Below are 19,441 nucleotides of genomic sequence, written 5' to 3'. Positions count from 1 at the left end.
TTATGGAAGTGAACAATACCAGAAAATTATATGACGCTTTAAAAAGCGATGGATATACTGATTTGGGCGATTTTTCCTCTTTTGAGGGGAAATTGAAAGACTCAGGTAAGCGTGAAATGCTTTATGATGTCTTGAAAAAAGATGGATGGCAAGATTTAGGAGATTTCTCCCAATTCGAGAGTAAATTAGGCTATGCTCCAATTAATAACGAGAATATTAAAGAGACAGACTATGTTTCCCAATCAAGTGTTAATCCTCCTCCTATATCCCTAAGACAAGAGGTTGATATTCCCAAATCAGATCAATCCGAGTATGTTAATCCATGGGATAATTCTGCCGATTATAATTTTGAGTCCTTGCGTAAAAAAGGAAAGATTGAGACCGCTACTCCTCCACCTCCTACGGAGTATGAGAAGGATTCTTCTTTCATGAATACTTGGGTAGGAGACGCTATACAGAAACTTAACGCAGGAGGAGCCGATCTTGGTGCCGGTATATTTGGGGTCTTGGATAAGGCGGCTAAAGGGTTGGAATCCGCAACGGGAGGACTGATCCCACGTGGCGGGGCATTCAAGGATATCTCAGATATATTTAAGGCTGATGCGGAGTTTTCCCGGGCAAGGTCAAACAGATACAATGGCAAGGATTTCACCGATCTTTGGAAAGAAGGGAATTATATGGGTGCCATAGGTGATATAGCCTTGCAAGGCGTAGAGTCGCTTCCGATGTCAATCGGGGCCATGGCCGCTACAATGGCCGGAGCTCCAGCGGCCGGACTCGCAGGTATAGGGTCAATAGTGGCTAGCCAGAAATATGATGATCTTGACCAGAATAACCCAAACATGGGAGAGTTCGCAAAGGTATCTAACGCTATTCTTACAGGTACGGCAGAATCCTTGTCTGAGATGCTGGGCGCTGGCGTATCCAAGGCTTGGATGTCAACCTTATTCAAGACGTTAGGAAAGGAAAAGGCGCAAGAGGCTATCAAGCGTGGCATAATGGGTAAGATGCAAGAGTTCTATAAAAAATTCGGTATGTTTTTCGAGCCTGTAAATGAAGGTATCGAAGAGGTATCTTCCACGCTAGCGGAGAATATAACGGATAAGATAACAGGCGCGGATCCGGAAAGGGATTTGACCGATGGTGTATTGCAGAGCTTTGTCTATGGTATGGGAGGCGGCGCTTATTTCACCGGGGCCGGAGCGTTGGCTAAAGGCGCGCAATACGTAGCGGATAAAATAGAAGGCAAACAGGCTCAGCAGCCTATCACCGATTCAAATGTAACAGATCAAGGCGTTGAAACTCCTCCTCTATTAACTAAGTCTAGGTTTGCCGAGGCAGAGGAGCAAGGACGCAATATGACTGATCCGGGCGATATACGGACGGCGAGCAAAAAGATGGAAGAGACAAGGCTTTCCCTATCTGGAATGGTTCCGGGTTTGGTTAGTACGATAGAAAGCTATGTGGATGATGGAGCTAGCGAGGCCCAAGTGATGAGCCTTCTTGATGGGGTTAATGCGGATGCCCGTCCGTTAGCCGAGGATTTCTACGCTGATTATCTCAGGATATCCGGTTTGCAGGATCGTATAGGAGAGGAAATAGACAATGAGGTTGAAACTTACGTTGCCAATAATATTACTCCTTATGTTACCACGAATCCTGATGGTCAGTCTATCGTTACCACGGCTACGCTTAGCGAGGGAAATGAGGAAAGACCTGTGTACGTTAGGAGTATCGAGGGAGATAAAGCCGTTATTTCCGATAACGGACAGGATCGGATGGTCTCGGTGAAAAGGTTGAGCGATATAGTAGAGCAAGATGCCGGTCATATGAGACGAACCTATGAGGATCAATTATTGGCTACCCGCCAGTCCGAGCTTGACATGACCATGCATCATAATCCCAAGACGCAATTACCAAAGCCGGGGTTGATCGTATGGAACGGGGATAATGCGTTTATCCTTCAAGGACAAGATGAGAACGGTGATTGGATCGCTCAACCTGCGGCTTATGATAGAGAAACCGGGCAGGTGACAGCCAAGAATGGCTCTTCTCCAGCAATGCCTATAACAGAGAATGAGATTCTTGATCTTCAAGATGCCATATATGACGCTCAACAAGTTAATGTGGTGTCGCCAGAGGATGATAATGTTGCAAGTGCTGATGCCGAGATAACCTCTGCACCTCCCGTGGAAGATGCGATCAACCAGCCAACGAGTGAGATTGAGACGGAAGGTGCCATTGATCAGATAGCACAACCTAGCAATGTAGAGAATCCTTCCATGGTCATGCGAGAAGATGGTACACCCGATTTCGTATCATCAGGAACGGATATGGCCTTGGATTTCCTCTATGATAAATATGGCGATAAGATGCCAAGGAAGATCGAGGTGACGAGAAAGTCTTTCGATGAAAGCCTTAAAAAAGCGTCTGATGCCTTGGAAAAGGCGCAAGAGGCATACGATGATGCCCCTATCGGAAAAGAGGATAAGCCTGAGGCCGCATTGATAAAAGCCCGACAAGAATATGAGGCGATCAAGGTCGAGGCTGATTTCTGGGCTAATCTTGATGATGATATCAAGGAGGCCAGCAAGAAGCCGGGTGATGTCATAGCGAAGGAGATCTCCGTGATAGGTGATCCTATGAGCGGAGAGGAGCTTGCGGCCATGATGCTGGCTAATGGGGCGATCAAATTGACACGTGACAGTTACAAGAAAGAGACCGGTGCCGGGAATAATGAGACAGCGAGGATGTTCGGACTGTTCGCCTCTCCGGAGAAAGGCGGTGTTAATATAGAGAGGGCGGGTGAGATATTGGAGCTTGCCGATAGGGAGAATGGCACTAACTTCTTCGATGAGAACGATACGAACGCCGGAAGGGACGCTATCATAGAGGTCTTGTCTTCCGCTCATACACGTGGAGACTTGATCGATTATGTCAAGAGGAACCGTGAGGCGATCGCTGAGCGTGAGAGACAGGCCGAGTACAACGCTTACGCTGAGTGGTGCGAGGAGAATTATCATATGTCCCCGGAAGAATACGAGGCGTATGAGGAAAGCATGGTACGTGATTTCTCGGAGAAACAATTGACTGATGAGGAGCGAGGCGAGCTTGATTCGCAAATCGTGGATGAAATACAGGCCATAATTGACGAACAAAATGAAATAGACGCTATCTTAGCGCAAAATAAACCGATAGAAAATGAAAACATTGAAGGAAATGACGAAAGCGGAGGCGATGGCTTACGCGAGGGAGGCGGCGAGGTACTGCCAAGAGAACAACTTGATCAGACCGGGGGAACTGGAGAGGTTGAGGGAAGAGAATCGGCTGGCCCCGACATTGATCGCACGGATGGAGCTACACAAGAAGGCTCATCAAGGGGACTAGTTCCTTTTGTCGCTCCTTCTCCAAAGGAGAATGAGACCCCATTGGACTATGCCGAGCGCATAGTTGAGGCTAAGAGATTGCACGAAGAGGAGCTAAAGGTTGATACCAATCCAACCGAGGCGCAGAAAGAGGCCGGCAATTACAAGAAAGGCCATATAAAGATAAACGGTTTTGATGTCACCATAGAGCAGCCCGCCGGTTCCGTCCGTTCCGGTAAGGACGCTAGCGGAAAGGAGTGGTCGCAGGTCATGAATAACACTTACGGTTACATTCGAGGTACTGAAAGTGTGGATGGTGATCATATAGACGTATTCCTAGGTCCGGATATGAATAGTGACATGGTGTATGTCGTGGATCAGGTGAATACTGATGGCTCATTCGATGAGCATAAGGTTATGATGGGATTCCCTTCCTTGGAAGACGCTAGGTCCGCTTACTTGTCAAACTATGAGGAGGGTTGGCAAGGGTTAGGCAACATTACCGGGGTCACGTTGGATGGGTTCAAGAAATGGATTGATTCCTCGACTCGCAAAACAAAGCCCTTCTATGAGTATAAGGGAATTAAACAGGAGGAAAGCGATATTTCTAAAAATAATGATTCTGATAATTATAGCATTGTTTCCTCCCAATATACTACCAAGAAAGGAAAAGTTCTTGATATGTGGCTATTGAAGTTCGGTAATGAATTATCGAAGGAACAGCAACGTGCCGCCAAAGAGCTAGCCAAGGCTGAAAAGGGTTGGTATGACAGGGAACAGCGAGGTTTCATGATGCGTAGCGATGAAAGCGCAAGGCGGTTGGCTGATACCATTCTTGGCGATACCGATGCCGTAAGCGATGCGCAACCTATTTCTCTTGAAGACACACGCAGGGTCGTAGAGCCTCAAAAGGTAAATGTAGAAAACCTTATTGGTGATATCAACGATAAGGGCAAAGCCAAATTGAGCGATCGTACCGTTACCCCTAGCGGTAACCGCCTTGTTACCGATGAACGGTATGCGGAACTCCGTGAGCGCATGCGCAAGAAACTAGGCGGTCAAATGAATATGGGTGTTGATCCTGAGATATTGGCGATAGGTACTGAAATGGCGGTTTATCATATAGAGAAAGGCTTGCGTAAGTTCTCTGATTACTCAAAGGCTATGATCGATGATCTAGGTGACGCTATACGACCGTATCTTAAATCATTCTACAATGGAGCGAGGGATTTACCGGAAGTAGGAGAGAACGGATGGGATAAGGATATGACCACTTATGAGGATGTCCGTTCGTTTGATGTAGCTAATTTTGATAAGCCAGTCCCGGATATAATGGATGCCGCTGAGACCGTGGTTAAAGAGACTGAGATTGCCGGACAAGCGAGTGCCGCGGAGAAAAAAATAAAAAATAGCCGGAAAAAGCGAACGGACAACAAGGACAAACCATTACCTTTGTATGGTAACGATTTATTCACTCCTAATAATATTAAAGACAATGAGCAAGGAAATTCAAGAGCGGATCAAGGCGTGGGAAGAAAAGCACGGGAAGAGGATCGAGGATCTGAACGCGGAGGAGACCGTGGAGGCGTGCATGGAAGTGATGTGCTTGACACGGAGCGAGGCCGAGGAATACCTATCAGCGACAGCGACAAGCGGCCTGTTGTAAGGAATCAAAACAATTTCAGCTTCCCGGAGAAAGGTATTGAGCTTCCTTCCGGTGATATATCCAAGCTAAAAGCCAATATTGAGGCGATAGAAACGCTGAAAGACGTAGAGGACGGCCAAGGAAAACCTACCCCGGAACAACAAGCCAAGATGTCAAGGTACGTTGGATGGGGAGGTTTGGCCGAAGCCTTGAACGAAGGCAAATACAACGCACGTGACAACAATTGGACTAAGGATCGAAATTGGAATGATAAGTATCTACGTTATTATGAGAAACTAAAATCCTTATTAAGTAAAGAAGAGTTCGACAGTGCCGTCCGTTCCACGACAACCTCTCATTATACCCCGTCCGAGGTCGTGGAAAGCTTATGGGGAATAACGGAGAAACTTGGATTCAAGGGTGGCAATATCAGTGAACCCGCTATGGGTATAGGCAACATAATCGGTATGATGCCTAGGTCTATATCTGAAAACTCAAGTATAAGTGGGTTCGAGATAGATAGTTTATCCGGTCGTATGGCAAAGGCTTTATATCCTGACGCTAATATAAAGGTACAAGGATATGAGAAAGCGTTTTCTCCAAACTCGAAAGACTTAGTTATCACCAACGTCCCATTCGGGAAAAACGCTCCATATGATAAGGTTTTAGATAAGCAATTCAGGAAGAAACTTGGTTCCTCTTATAATCTCCATAATTATTTTATCCTAAAGGGGCTTCTGGAATTGAAAGAAGGTGGTCTCGGCGTATTCGTCACGTCCTCGGCTACGATGGATGGGGCCGATAGTAAGTTCCGTGAGTACGTGAGTGGAAACGGCTATGATCTGGTCGGAGCTATCCGATTGCCTAATGACGCTTTCCAGAAAGGGGCCGGCACGAGTGTCACGGCTGACATCGTTATATTCCGTAAAAGAAAGTATGGGGAACCTTCGAATGGGATAGGGTTCACTACTACAACGCAAATAGGTGAAGGAACTTATATGGAGGACGGGGATAAAAGGAGCAAGCCTATCATGGTTAACGAGTATTTCTCAAATCATCCCGATATGATGTTAGGTGATATGATGACCGCTTATGACGCTGGTAGCGGAGGTCTATATAGTGGAGCGTCCCAGACATTGAAAGCCAAACCCGGGGCCGATTTAAGCAAGGAGCTACTTAACGCTATTGATAACTTACCAAAGAATATCCTATCAGGTGTTGTAGAGACTAAAGGGCCGGAGGTTGTGGATGACTCCACTTTGAAAGATGGTACTATTACCGTCCAGAATGGCAATGTCTTTGTTTTAGATGGGGACTCGTTAAAACCGATTAAGGCAAATCCTACGTTCGTTCATAATGGTAAGACCCGGAAAATAGCGGATGCGGTAAATGATTACAATGATATAAAGAAAAATCTATACGATCTTATCCATGATGAGCAAACAAAGGGTGTGGATCCCGAGCCCGCGAGGAAAAGGCTAAACAAAGTATATGATGCTTTCGTGTCCAAATATGGGACACTTAACAGGAACAAGGCTTTGGACGATATTTTCGCCGAGGATGTTGAGCATGGATTACCCTTCTCTTTGGAGACCGTTAGAAGGGTACCTTCCACGACCGGAAAATCCATGGTCTGGGAAGTCTCGAAAGCGGATGGTATCTTGAATAAGCGTGTAAGTTATCCATTCGAGCTACCGACAAAAGCGGATAATGTCTTGGATGCCGTCAATATAAGCAAGTCATATAAAGGTAATATTGATATACCTTATATCTCGGAGATAACGGGTATGGATGAGGTGAACGTGACAAACGAGATACTAGAGAAGGGAATTGCTTATAGGGATCCTGTTACCGGCAATATAATAGATAAGAGTGAATATCTCTCTGGAAACGTAAAAGATAAGTTGGTAGAGGCTAGGGCGGCCTTGGAAGATCATCCGGAGTTTCAAAAAAACGTGGATGACTTGGAAGCCGTACAGCCTGAACGTATACCCTATGGTGAGATAAGTTATCGACTGGGGACTACATGGATCCCGTCTGAGTTTATAAATAATTTCGCTGATAATGTACTGGGTATATCTTACGCCAACGCTAATTTTATCCCGGAGATCGGTGAGTATATTCTTGATAAGAGGGCGTTCATAACCGATTACGCTAAAGCCGGTCAATTCAAGACTGAGAGAATGGACGCTATAGACGTGTTCAAGGCCGCTCTTAACCAACGTAAACCCAAGGTTTATGACGAGATTAAATATTATGAGGACGGTAAGCAGAAAACGAGAAGGGTCGTAAACGAGCAGGAGACACAGGCCGTTGCCGAGAAAATATCCGACATGTCCGATAAGTTCGTGGAGTATATTGATTCTAAAACGATGTTCCATGGTCGTATTGAGGACGTGTATAATGATAAATATAACAACTATGTACTAAAAAAGTATGACAAACCGGTTTTTGAGCATTATCCTAACGCTAATAAGAATATAACACTTAGGGATCACCAGAGCAAGGCGGTGCAACGTTGTCTATCCGAGAGCACGTTACTCGCTCACCAAGTCGGTACGGGAAAGACCTTTACCATGATTACGTCCGCTATGGAAATGAGACGGCTAGGTATAGCGAAGAAACCCATGATCGTTGTCCAAAACGCTACCCTAGAGGATTTCGTCCGTGACTTTTATAAACTGTATCCTTCCGCTAAGATTCTATCTCCGACAAAGGAGGAGCGTAACGCCGATAATAGGACAAGGCTGTTCAATCTTATAGCTACCGGAGATTTTGACGCTATCGTTGTCCCACAGTCATTCATGGCGTTTATCCCGGATAGCGAGGAAAGGAAAAAGGCATATATCCAAAAGCGTATAGATGATTTTGAGGAGGCTATCGATCGCATAGAAGACAAGGCTTTACAGGAGAGATTAAAAAGGGAGGCCAAGAGTATGCGTGATTCTCTGGAAGGTATAAAGAAAGGGAAAAACGTAAAGGGCAAGGCAAAGACAGCGGAGACTATCACGGCCAAGACTGAGCGTATTCTTGACAGGCGGACTGATAACGTCATGACGTTTGAGCAAATGGGTGTTGACGCTTTGTTCATCGACGAGGCGCATAATTATAAGAAGATCGGGTTCCCAAGTAAGATGTCGAACGTTAAAGGTATCGATACGAGTGCGTCACAAAGGGCTAATAGTATGTTGCTAAAAGCCCAATGGATATCTGAGAATAATGGTGGTCGAAACGTGGTTCTGGCAACCGGTACCCCTATCACTAATACAATGGCAGAGGTCTGGACTATGATGAATTTCGTGGCACCCGATATCCTAGACGCATATAATATCAATAGCTTTGACGAGTTCGCTACCACTTTTGGAACGGTTGAGCCGTCATTGGAGTTTACCGCTACCGGTAACTTTAAGATAGCCGAGAGGTTCAAGAGCTATACGAATGTCCCGGAGCTTATAAAAGCGTTCAGGAGCCATACGGACGTTGTCTTGACCGAGGATGTCAAGGAGTTCAAGGAAGACAAGAATATCCCTAAGTTGAAAGACGATAAGATGACGAATGTCATTGTCGAGAAGAACGAGGACTTGGAGGATGTCATGCAAACCCTTATCAAGGAATTAGAGGATTATAACAAATTGACAGGAAAAGAGAAGAAGGATAAGAGTGCGCTACCCTTGGTCGTGTTCAGCAAGGCTAAGCAGGCGGCGATTGACCTTCGTTTGCTTAATCCGACATTTCCCGACAACCCTGATAGCAAGACAAACAAGGTGGTCGATAACGTATTGAGATTATACAAGGAGAGCGATAAGGATAAAGGCACGCAACTTATATTTTGCGATAGTTATCAATCCCCTTCTGAGACTCCAAAAATGGATTTATTCGATGTCGATTTATCTGTTCCTCAGTTTAATTTGTACAATGATATAAAGGAAAAGCTTATCAAGGGAGGTATTCCGTCTAATCAGATAGCTATCGTTGGCAATTATGAGGGAGAAAGGAGAAACGCCTTGTTCGATAAGGTCCGTAATGGGGATGTGCGCATTCTTATTGGAAGCACGGAGAAAATGGGAGTGGGTGTCAACGTGCAAGATCGTCTATTCGCCCTGCATCATATTGACGCTCCAATCAGGCCTATGGATTTTGAGCAACGCAACGGTCGTATCTTACGACAAGGAAACTTATACGCCACATGGGATAAACCGGTGAACATCGTCACATATGGCGTTAAAGGTACCCTTGACGCTACCGCCTATGACAGGCTTCGTATAAAACAAAACTTCATCAACCAGATGATGAAGGGCGATATATCGTCTCGTGTCATGGAGGAGCAAGACGATAGTGATCCGTCTGGAATGACATTTAGTGAGATGGCGGCGACGTTATCCGGAGATAAGACCGCCCAACTGCTGTTTGTGGCACAGAACAAGTTAAAGAAATTGCAAAACTCCAAGAGGAGCGATCTTAACAGTAAGTCTTCCATGCGTGACTCTATATCTAACTCCAAACTTAGGATACAAGAATACAACAGCCGGAAGGATATCATGGAAAGGAACGCCAATATCGTAAAAGAGAACTTCCCTGATGGGGTTGAGTCCGTGACTGTTAAAGGCAATACTTTCAGCGATGGTATATCGAATGAGCTTACGCCCATTATTGATGATTACTATGATAGATATACGCTTGACAGAAACACCCCTCCTCTGAAAATCAGTCTCAATGGAGGAAAAGGCGAGGCTATCGTGCATTTCAATGAAGGAATGATGGTCTATAGTTTATATTTAGGAAAGGAAAAACTGGTTGAGAATCGTGATTTTAGCGGCGGCAGGGGTTTGATGGCTAGCATTGACAGGCAGTTGGGGATTCCCGCTAAATCCGTCTCAGATATAGCCACTAAAATAAAGGCAGAGGAAAACAAGATAGCGGGATTAGAGGAAGCCGTTAAGAAACCGTGGGGAAAAGAGGATGAACTTAATGCGGCTCAGGCAGAGGTTAATGATCTGCAGAGACAATTAGTTGAAAAAGCTAAAGCTGAGGATATTCAGTTAGAATCAACTCTTGACGTTGATGGTACGTTGGTAAAAGAGGAAGGAGAGACTCGATTTCGATTCATGGGAGTAGATACAACTAATAATCAGGACAATGTAAGTTCTATTGAATCCTCAATCAACGATTGGTCAAACAAGCTTAATACCCCTGTCAGGGTAATCCATGACGTGGACGATATAACCGATACGGATGAGAATATGTTGGCCCGTAAGAGAGATTCCAAAGGCTGGTATGATACTTCTACCGGGGAGATAGTCATAGTATCACCTAATTCCACGTCCGTAGGTGACGCTCAAAGGACTTTCCTCCATGAGGTGGTAGGGCATCATGGGTTACGTGAGCTATTCGGGGATGATTTCGATACTTTCCTTGATAACGTGTATCGGAACGCCAACGAGGATATCCGGAAAAATATCATTGACCGGACTAAAGGCAATCCTCTTAACTTGCGTGAGGCTACAGAGGAATACATCGCTGAATTAGCGGAACGTGGTTTCGATAACAAGGCCGAGCGTTCGTTATGGGAAAAGATCAAGGACGCTTTTCTTGATATGTTGAGAAAGGCCGGTATTAGCCTTGATTTCAAGTTATCGGATAATGACCTCCGTTATATTCTCTGGAGAAGCTATAAGAACTTGGAGCAAGGAAACTTGATGGATGTGGCCGAGGATATCGTGATGAGAAATAGATTAAGTCTTAACAATATAAATTTGAACGAAAATGGATCAATCGCAAGAGATATTGAACCTGAAAAAGGAAAACAACCTTCTGAAACAAAAGGTACTGGAAGGGAACTCGAGACAATCGATGGCGTTGATGAGAACGGAAACGAAAGTGAACGAGACCATATCGACAAACCAAGGGGAGTTGAAAACGCTATTGACGGAACTGAAAACGCAACTGACCGAAATGGAAAAAAGACTGACGGCCAAGTTGACAACGATGGAGACCAACTTGGCGGAGGAGATACGGGCGATAGGAACGGAAGTGTCCGGGATGGAATCGGCGGTGATCGGACTGTCATCGGACGTGCAGGATCTGAAAACAAGGGTAGAGGCGTTGGAAAAAGCGTAAGGGAAAAGACGGATGATTTCGCTTTCGCAGAGAAAACAATCCGTTTTAGGGAGAACGCGCGGAATGAGTCGGTATTGTTCGCTGATAATGATATCCAAGTAGTAGAGAAACAGGTAGGTTCCGCCAAAGATCAATATGAGCGTACCCTATCTACATCATCCTATCAATTTCAGGAGGCGTTTCAGGATTCTATGCTAGGGCTTAAAACATTGCAGGATGCCGTGGCAAAGGCAACGAGGAGTCGTATATTGGATTATGAGAACGCTTATATGGCCGAGAATGCCCTTTCCTCTGTTAATGAAGCGGAGTTCAACGCTTATAGAAAAGCGGCTTTCGAGCCTATCTTAAAAGCGATGTCACGATTGGAAAAGATGGGATCCACCATTGATGAGATAAGGGATTACCTTATAACCAAGCATGGTATTGAGCGTAACAGGGAAATGGCCGTTAAACGAGCGTTGTCACAAAACTCGGAAACATATAAATCCCTGCTTGACGAGTATATCGGGAGAAGGAATGAGATACGTGAGAACGGTAGGTCTTGGGAAGAGCAGCAATCAGAAATGGATAGGCTTGCCGAGGAATACGGAGCTAATCTTTCTGATGATTTCAGCGGATTCACGTCCATGTATCCTAACGAGGATAACACGGGGTATGATCCGGATTCCGCAAGGAGATACGTATTGGATTACGAGTCAAGATATGATACATCGGAATTATCGGCCTCTGTCAAAAGAGCCACTGACGCTATATTGGCAAAGCAACGGGATAGCGGGCTTATGAGCCAAAATACGTTTGATTCGATCAGCGATATGTATCAGTTCTATGTGCCTTTGCGTGGATGGGAGGAGACTACGGCAGATGAGGTTTACGCTTATCTTACATCCGAAAGCCAGACGTTCAACGCCCCTATAAAGACTGTCGTTGGGCGAAAGAGCAAGGCTGACGATCCTATAGCGACGATCGCTAATATGGCAGAGAGCGGAATCATGCAAGGGAATAGGAACTTGATGAAGCAAAAGTTTTTGACAATGGTACAAAACCATAAGACGGATCTCGTGAGCGTAAGCGAAATGTGGGTTCGTCTTGACGAGGCTTCCGGTGAGTGGATCGCCGTTTTCCCGGATATACCATCTAACGCCAATCCGGAACAGGTGGAGTCTATCGTGGAATCTTTCAACAAACGCATGGAGGAGCTATCCAATGAAAAAGGATCTAATGTTAGGCGTTCAAGGGATGCTATAGGGATACCTTACAAGATATTGCCAAAGGACTTGAAGGAGCATCAAGTGATCGTAAAGAGAGCCGGCAAAGAATACGTGCTTACCATAAACGGGAACCCAAGGGCCGCTCAAGCGTTGAACGGGCTTACAAACCCGGATAATACGAAAGGATGGTTCGGTACCGTGGAGAGATACGCCGGATGGCTGAACCGTAACTTGGCCGCTAACTTCACGACACGTAACCCGAATTTCATGGTAAGTAACTTCCTACGTGACGCGCTTTATTCGAATACTACCGTATGGGTCAAGGAAAGTCCTGTTTACGCTTGGAAGTTCAATAAGAATTTCGCTAAGGTAACCCCGATCAATATGTATCGTCTGGTCAAGGGGTATGAGAACGGTACGTTGGATATGAGCGATCCCTTGAATAAGGCATATCATGATTTTGTGATGAGAGGAGGAGAGACTGGATACACCAATTTGAGAGACGTGGAAGCCAAGAAGAAGGCGATCCAAAAAGAGCTTCAATACTCCAAGCAAAAGGTATCTATCGGAAAGGCTTTGAAAATACTAGGTGAATGGATGGACTTGTTCAATAAGAGCGTAGAGAATTGCGCTAGGTTCACCGCGTTCCTTACTTCTAGGGAAATAGGGCGGAGCATGGATAAATCTATTTATGACGCTAAGGAGATATCCGTAAACTTCAATAAGAAAGGGGCGGGTTCAAAATTCTTGAATACTGAGGGGCAGACCAAGATAGGTAACGCTAGCGCTTTCACGTCCGGATTGTCAAGATCCATGTATGTGTTTTGGAACGCTGGTGTACAAGGTATGTATAATTTCGGAAGGCTGGCCAAGGATAATCCCAAGAAATTCTTGGGGTTAGCGTCCTCTTTCTATTTACTTGGCACTATCATGCCTATGATCGCTGCCGCTTTTGGGGATGATGAAGATGATGATTACTACGATCTTCCGGAATACGTGAGACGTAATAATATCTGTTTCCGTAACGGTGGAGGAAATTGGATTACAATTCCTATGCCCATAGAGTTAAGGGCTATATATGGACTAGGAGAAATGTCTTCTGGAATAGTTTCCGGAAAGGAGAAGTATACCGATAAAAAGATGGCCATGAAGATAGCGGAGCAAATGTCACAGGTTCTCCCTTTGAACATGATGGAGGGAGGTGGAGGATTCTCCGCTTTCGTCCCAAGCTCGGTAAAGCCATTGATTGAGGCCGGAGATAACAAGGATTGGACAGGTTTGCCTTTATATAAGGATAACGACTTCAACAAGGGTATGCCGGAATGGACAAAGGCTTTTAAGAGCGTGGATCCCGCTATATTGGCAATGACTAAATATGCCAATGAACTGACCGGAGGAGATAAATACACTACGGGTACCGTTAACCTAAACCCAGCCATTATAGAACATATATTGGACGGCTATTTCGGAGGTATTGAGGCTACACGTTCCCAGATGGTCAAATCCGCTGAAACCGCTTGGGGTAGTCGTGATTTTGACTGGAGGAATATCCCTGTCGGGAACCGTCTTATAAAAAGTGGTGATGAGCGGACTAAAAAGAAAGCCATAGATAACGCTTATTATGAGAATTTGGAAGAAATGGATAAGATCGGACAAAAATTGAGAGGATATCGTAAAGAATTGTCTAATCCACAGAACGATAGTTTTGATATAGCAGAGTATCAGAAAAAATTGAATAATCTTATGATGAGCGATGAATATCGTGGATATGTAGAGTTTAATAATCTTAACAAATTGTATCAATCAATGGGTGAGTATTTGAAGAAGGTAGATGATGAAAGATTGGAAATGGAGTTATACGATTTGAAAGCTATGATGAATGAGATAGCTAATGGTAAATAGGAGAAGTGGCGGGTGACGTTGGTGTCACCCGCTATATGTTATCAAACAGATTGTATAATATACTTCATGTAAAATAATGAAGTACTTTTGTGAAACCTAAATCTATTTTACCATGGAAGAAAATATTGATATGCCTATTGAGCAAGATGTGACTATAGAGCTGATATTGTCTGTATTTAAAAATTATTCAGACTCGAAGCGGATGAAAGAAATAAAAGACATAATAGTTTCATTAATTCATCCTGATGAATTAATAGTTGACTCTGAAGAGAGAAGTCGTATAGAAAATAAAGTGGTTGAACTTATATCCATAGATAAGAGAAGAGGGGACGAATCCGAGCTCAAATATTCTAACGGTAAATATAGTAAGAGAAAAAAAAGATCAGATCCTAAACCTATAGTGGATCTATTGCCCAGCGTGGAGTATACAGGCACCGCCGGAGAATGCGCCGTGATATCAGAGCTGTTGTTTTCCGGTTACAATGCAAATAGGATGATGGTCGATGAGGGCGTAGATATAATAGCGGTAAAGGATAATATCTATTATTATGTACAGGTAAAGACTACGACCATAAAGGATGGGCGTGTTTATGCGCAGATAAAAACAGATAGGTTCAACCAATTTATGTCCGCACAAATAAGATATATTATTGTAGCAAGGTATGATGATCATGGGATTTCCCGTAATATGTTCTTCTCTTTCACTCCACAGCAAATAGATCAGGCGGCTTATGAAGGATGTATAAAGAAGAATGAAAACACGGTAAGTATAAAGATAAAGTTTAATGATAAAACCGGGAAGCCTTATCTTTATGATAACAATGAGTGTAGTTGTGCTTGGAATTGGAACAAGAAGGATCTTTTAGGATAAAATTTTAAGACTATGCCAAATATAAAGAAGAAATATATTCCTTTTTTTGTTCCCGCTTTGCTTTCAGTGATAGCGTTTTTTTATATTCCATCTCCATCCGAATTTAGCGATGAGAATCATGTGTATGTAAAAGCTTTTGATACTTATATGGAAGTTCTTAGCGTATCTACATGGCTTTGGGTCATTATACCGTTCTTTTTGTACTATATAGGAACTGTATATGAATTTTCTAAGAAAAGAGGAGATAGCGCTTTCCGGCTTTCATTATATTCAACATTGGCATTCATATCGCTATGGTTGTTCTGCATTCAATTATCAACGGAATTTCATACACCTTGTTTATTACTCTTGTTCGCTTCGGTTTATACGTTCTTTTTCCCTTGGATAGGTAATAAAGTTAATTTGTTTTAGAACCGTACTTGCTCTGCTAACGAAGTATATTTCCTATGGGATGAAGCTATTGATCGTTTTGAGGTATCTAAAATAGAAAACTCCCCAAATCCTCACGGACAAGGGAGTTTTTATTATTTAACTATAATCTATATGAATGGTTTTCAGCCAACCTTAAACGATCCGATTCTCACGAACGAGAGCGTTTGTAATATCTAAATCCATATCTAAACAAAGACATACTTAATCATCATTGCCGATCCTCCCGGAATAGCAACGGTGGGTATATCCGTCTTAAAATGCTTCCCAATACCACCCAAGGGAAGCGGGAAATATTTATTCAAACTATATTTTATGCCATAAGGAAAGGAGTGTGCCCCCATCCTCCAAAGCTATCCCCTTGACATAAATATACCTCTGGTTCTCACGAAAGAGCGGTATGACATTGATAAAATTATTTTATGAATACAACCTAGTGTAATATCTTTAAGTAATGACTCCGGTCCATCACGGATGAGAGCCATAAGGGGTTATAAATATATAACATACCATATACGCATAAAAAAACGTGGCGCCGTCGCAACTACCAAGACCCGGCGTCCCCACGCCAACATAACAGGTAGTAAGCAACGGCCCACGTCTTATATATAGATTATATATACAAATAACGTGGGCGTATTGTTGCTATCGGCTCCCTGTTATGTTTATAAATTTGGGGAATTTAGGTCTTTATAGGAGACGATATCTTTAACGCCACAATGTGTGTCACGTCTTACATTCTAATCAGTGACTACGCGAATATACTCTATTTATTTTATATTAGTAAAAAATAAGTCGTATTTTATTTATCTAATATTGATTTTTACAGGGGAAACGTTCATGCGCACGCTATAAACTCGACTCATTTTTGGGATATGAATCAAGATATCCCGTTGATTCTTCTTTGATTATAGAAGGCTTAGGCATATCCTCTGATATGAGCGCTCCTATCATGTCTGTCATCAATATATCGTCGTGATTGCCACGACCGGGAATATTACCGTAACTACCGTCCGGACGTTGCTCGTATTTTGACGCTTCCTTGTACATACGCTCATCCGGGTCTATAAACATATCGTCCTCGAACGCCACTATGAAATTATCCACCATGTCCTGCTTGGTCTTCTTGTTGGTCTGGAAGCCTATCTTCTTGTATATGCCGTTCCTTATGTCCTCGGGATCCGTCGCCGCTCGCATGTAAAGATTAGGGTAGATATCCTCTATCTTTTTCAGTATGCCACGAATATGATCGCCTTCCTCCACGAACTCTGACGCCTCTGATTTTTTCTTATCAAACGTATTGCTCTCGAAGGCGAGAAGGGCGTTCTTGTAGTATCTGGCGATCTTGACGGCTTTGTAGGCGAGCCAATCGTATCGTATATGACCGTGCCATCTAGCTACCACCTCCGGCTTTCCTCCGCTAAATCGTAAATTCCATCTGTTTATCACTGTTATACATGAGGGGTCTGAGTTCTTGCTACGTCCACCGACATCGACGATGACAAGATACTCGTTGGATGTCCTTGTATCATCGGGCCTCTTCCAGATTCTCAACAGGCCGTTCGGATTCTTGGTGAGAATTATCCTCTTGGTCTTCTCAGATTGGGATATGTCGCCAATGAACTCCGGTGGTGATACGTATCTTTCCCGCATCACCTCGATCGTATAGATATTGAACACGAGATTACCGGAATACTTAAAGCACTCGACATCGTCGGATGGTGCCTCGGATGCCATCGAGGCGTGATCATGGAACGAGGCCCTTTTCTTGATATACCATTTGATGTGCTCCAGCGTAGCTCCTTTTTCCCATAGAGACCATAGATACTGTCCCGGCTCGCTATTGTCATTAGGGGAGGTCGTGACATCCCTTCCCTCTAATAGATCCAGTATGAAAAGCCGGGTCTCTTTCTTGTCCTTGAATCTTATCATGTCGTTCTCGATAAAGAAGAACGGTATGAATAGTGCCTTACGGGATGACGTGCCCTCCTTGGCCATTTGGTACTCATCATAGAAATAACCGGCCATGCCATTAGCCGTAGACTCGGAGATCTCCATGGTCAACGGTCTCTCCAATATATTCGAGTCTATGTTTGTTATAACCTGCTCCGCCGATTTGCCATCCGTTGTTTTCCAGTAGGCTACCTCCGAGAAGTGGGCCATGGCATAGTCCATACCACGTGTTGACTCGAAATTCTCATAAGATGCCACGGTTATCACGTTATCACGTACCTTGTTCCCGGACGGGTCGGTGATTATGGAGTCGGACGCCGAATGCTCGTAAGGGGCGAATTGTAGCTTGTCAACACCATATATAAATCCCGGGATGTTATCGAGAACCTTTTTATACATGGCCTTGATACGTTTGGCGGTATCTTTCGTCTGGGCTATAATTACGGAATACCATCCTTCCATGACGAATAGCTGTATCCACGCCATATAAAGCTGTACCAAGGTGGAACCTCCCCATTGCCGGGCTTTCAATAATATTATACGGATCGGGACTCCCTTATGCCTCATTTCCTCCAGAACGGATAGCACGTAACGTTGGGCGTAATTAAGCTCGAAGGGGATCATTTCTCCCGCCTCTTTCGACTTGATCTTAAATAACGAGAAAAAGGCGAAGGACGGGTCTCTCGAGCAACGAGCCCAAAATAGCATGTTGGCCACGTCCTCCTCATTTATCCCATCTGAATCCGGGTACAGCTCGTTGAACCTTATCGTGTAGTCCTTTATGGAACCAGCTTTCAGAACATCTTGATACAGATCGTTCTTGAAAACCTCCTCGGTAAGCCACTGCACCCTTATGGGGTAATCATCTATGACAACCCTATGGCTATGCCCCTCCATTCCACGCCCCGTGAATTGGTCGTGCGTGCCGAATATATTTTTCAGCCTCTTGTTATTCTCGGCCAATATAGACTCAACCTCTTCCGTGAACGCTAATTTTCTGTATGACTCCATAGATGATATAGGCTATTAGGAATGACAGCAAGTGTATCCTCCAGTTGAATAAGGGGATAAACGCCATGACGATATTGCTCAATATTATTCTCCAAAGGCTTAGTTTATAGGCGTGATATCTGCGGGCGTAACATCCCATGATAAATCCGGACATGCCGCATGTAGGAACCGGCAATGAGGCTAGTGGTACGAACGAGGCCAAGACGCAAGACACGTAACCGATCAGGCATGTTTTCACACGAGGCTTAAACTGGAATAAGGCGATAAGATTTAATGATAAATGAAAGATGTTTGCGTGGGTGAACGTGTAAAGGAAATGGTCGTATGGTATGGAATTGGTATCGAAATAGAAATGTTTACCTGCGAGTTGGAGTATGACGCTTGTCAAGGCGATTATTAATGAAGGAATCAGTCTTTTTAGCTTACCTTCCATTTTTCCTTTCCCGGTTGATGCGTTGTATTATCGCCAACGCCCGTGAATAGGATATGTAAAAACAGGGGGCCGTTTGATAGACCGCGAAAGAGGTGATGAAATAAACGGAGCTTCCCTTGAATTCTCTCTTTTTCTCCAGCTCTTTGTAAATCTCATAAATGTCATCGATCATCTTGTTCCTGATCGATCGACCCTTTTCCTTGGTCTTCCCTTTCCTGATCAGCAGGATTCCCCTATACGCTTGAAGGGTGGAGATCCAGAACCTAGAGGCATGTGAGGATATAGCCCTCATTACCGCCTCTCGGTGGGATTTCACTTCCCTCATCTTCAAAGCACGTCTATAAGCTTCGTAAAGCTCCATGTCCCGCTCTGGGATGAAATCTACGCCATTAACCATAAAGAACGCTTGTTTTGGTGAACATCACAAAGATAAAAAATAGATTCACATGTTTGATTATTCTTAGGGTTCATGGGTTAAATAAAATAATCAAAATAACAAAACGGATA

5 protein-coding genes are annotated in these 19,441 nt (G+C 44.0%); 2 read left to right on the top strand and 3 right to left on the bottom strand.

Annotated elements, in window-relative coordinates; all coding sequences use genetic code 11:
- The first annotated feature begins 2 nt into the window (after positions 1-2).
- Positions 3-14,237 (top strand): LPD38 domain-containing protein, encoded by a 14,235-nt coding sequence (locus tag D7V92_RS04430; protein ID WP_121772368.1) that lies wholly within the window; start codon positions 3-5, stop codon positions 14,235-14,237.
- Positions 14,238-14,349: 112 nt separating this feature from the next.
- Positions 14,350-15,108 carry a hypothetical protein gene (locus D7V92_RS04425; protein ID WP_121772367.1) on the top strand — a complete coding sequence of 253 codons (759 nt, stop codon included), beginning with the start codon at positions 14,350-14,352 and terminating at the stop codon, positions 15,106-15,108.
- A 1,278-nt stretch (positions 15,109-16,386) separates the two neighbouring features.
- Here the strand turns inward: D7V92_RS04425 and D7V92_RS04415 are convergent.
- Genes D7V92_RS04415 through D7V92_RS04410 form a run of 3 tightly spaced genes read right to left on the bottom strand, consistent with a single transcriptional unit; the run spans position 16,387 to position 19,331 of the window.
- Positions 16,387-18,501 (bottom strand): terminase, encoded by a 2,115-nt coding sequence (locus D7V92_RS04415; RefSeq protein ID WP_121772365.1) that lies wholly within the window; start codon positions 18,499-18,501, stop codon positions 16,387-16,389.
- A complete protein-coding gene (locus D7V92_RS21960; protein WP_134820286.1) occupies positions 18,461-18,934 on the bottom strand; it encodes a hypothetical protein in 474 nt (157 codons plus the stop codon). The genes D7V92_RS04415 and D7V92_RS21960 overlap by 41 nt, the downstream gene beginning before the upstream one ends.
- Entirely contained in the window at positions 18,924-19,331 is a 408-nt protein-coding gene (locus D7V92_RS04410; RefSeq protein WP_057319697.1) for a hypothetical protein, read from the bottom strand. The genes D7V92_RS21960 and D7V92_RS04410 overlap by 11 nt, the downstream gene beginning before the upstream one ends.
- Positions 19,332-19,441 lie beyond the last annotated feature (110 nt).

It is taken from the genome of Parabacteroides sp. CH2-D42-20 (genome assembly GCF_003670185.1).
GTDB lineage: Bacteria > Bacteroidota > Bacteroidia > Bacteroidales > Tannerellaceae > Parabacteroides > Parabacteroides distasonis.
This window is presented reverse-complemented; position numbering and strand designations above follow the sequence as displayed.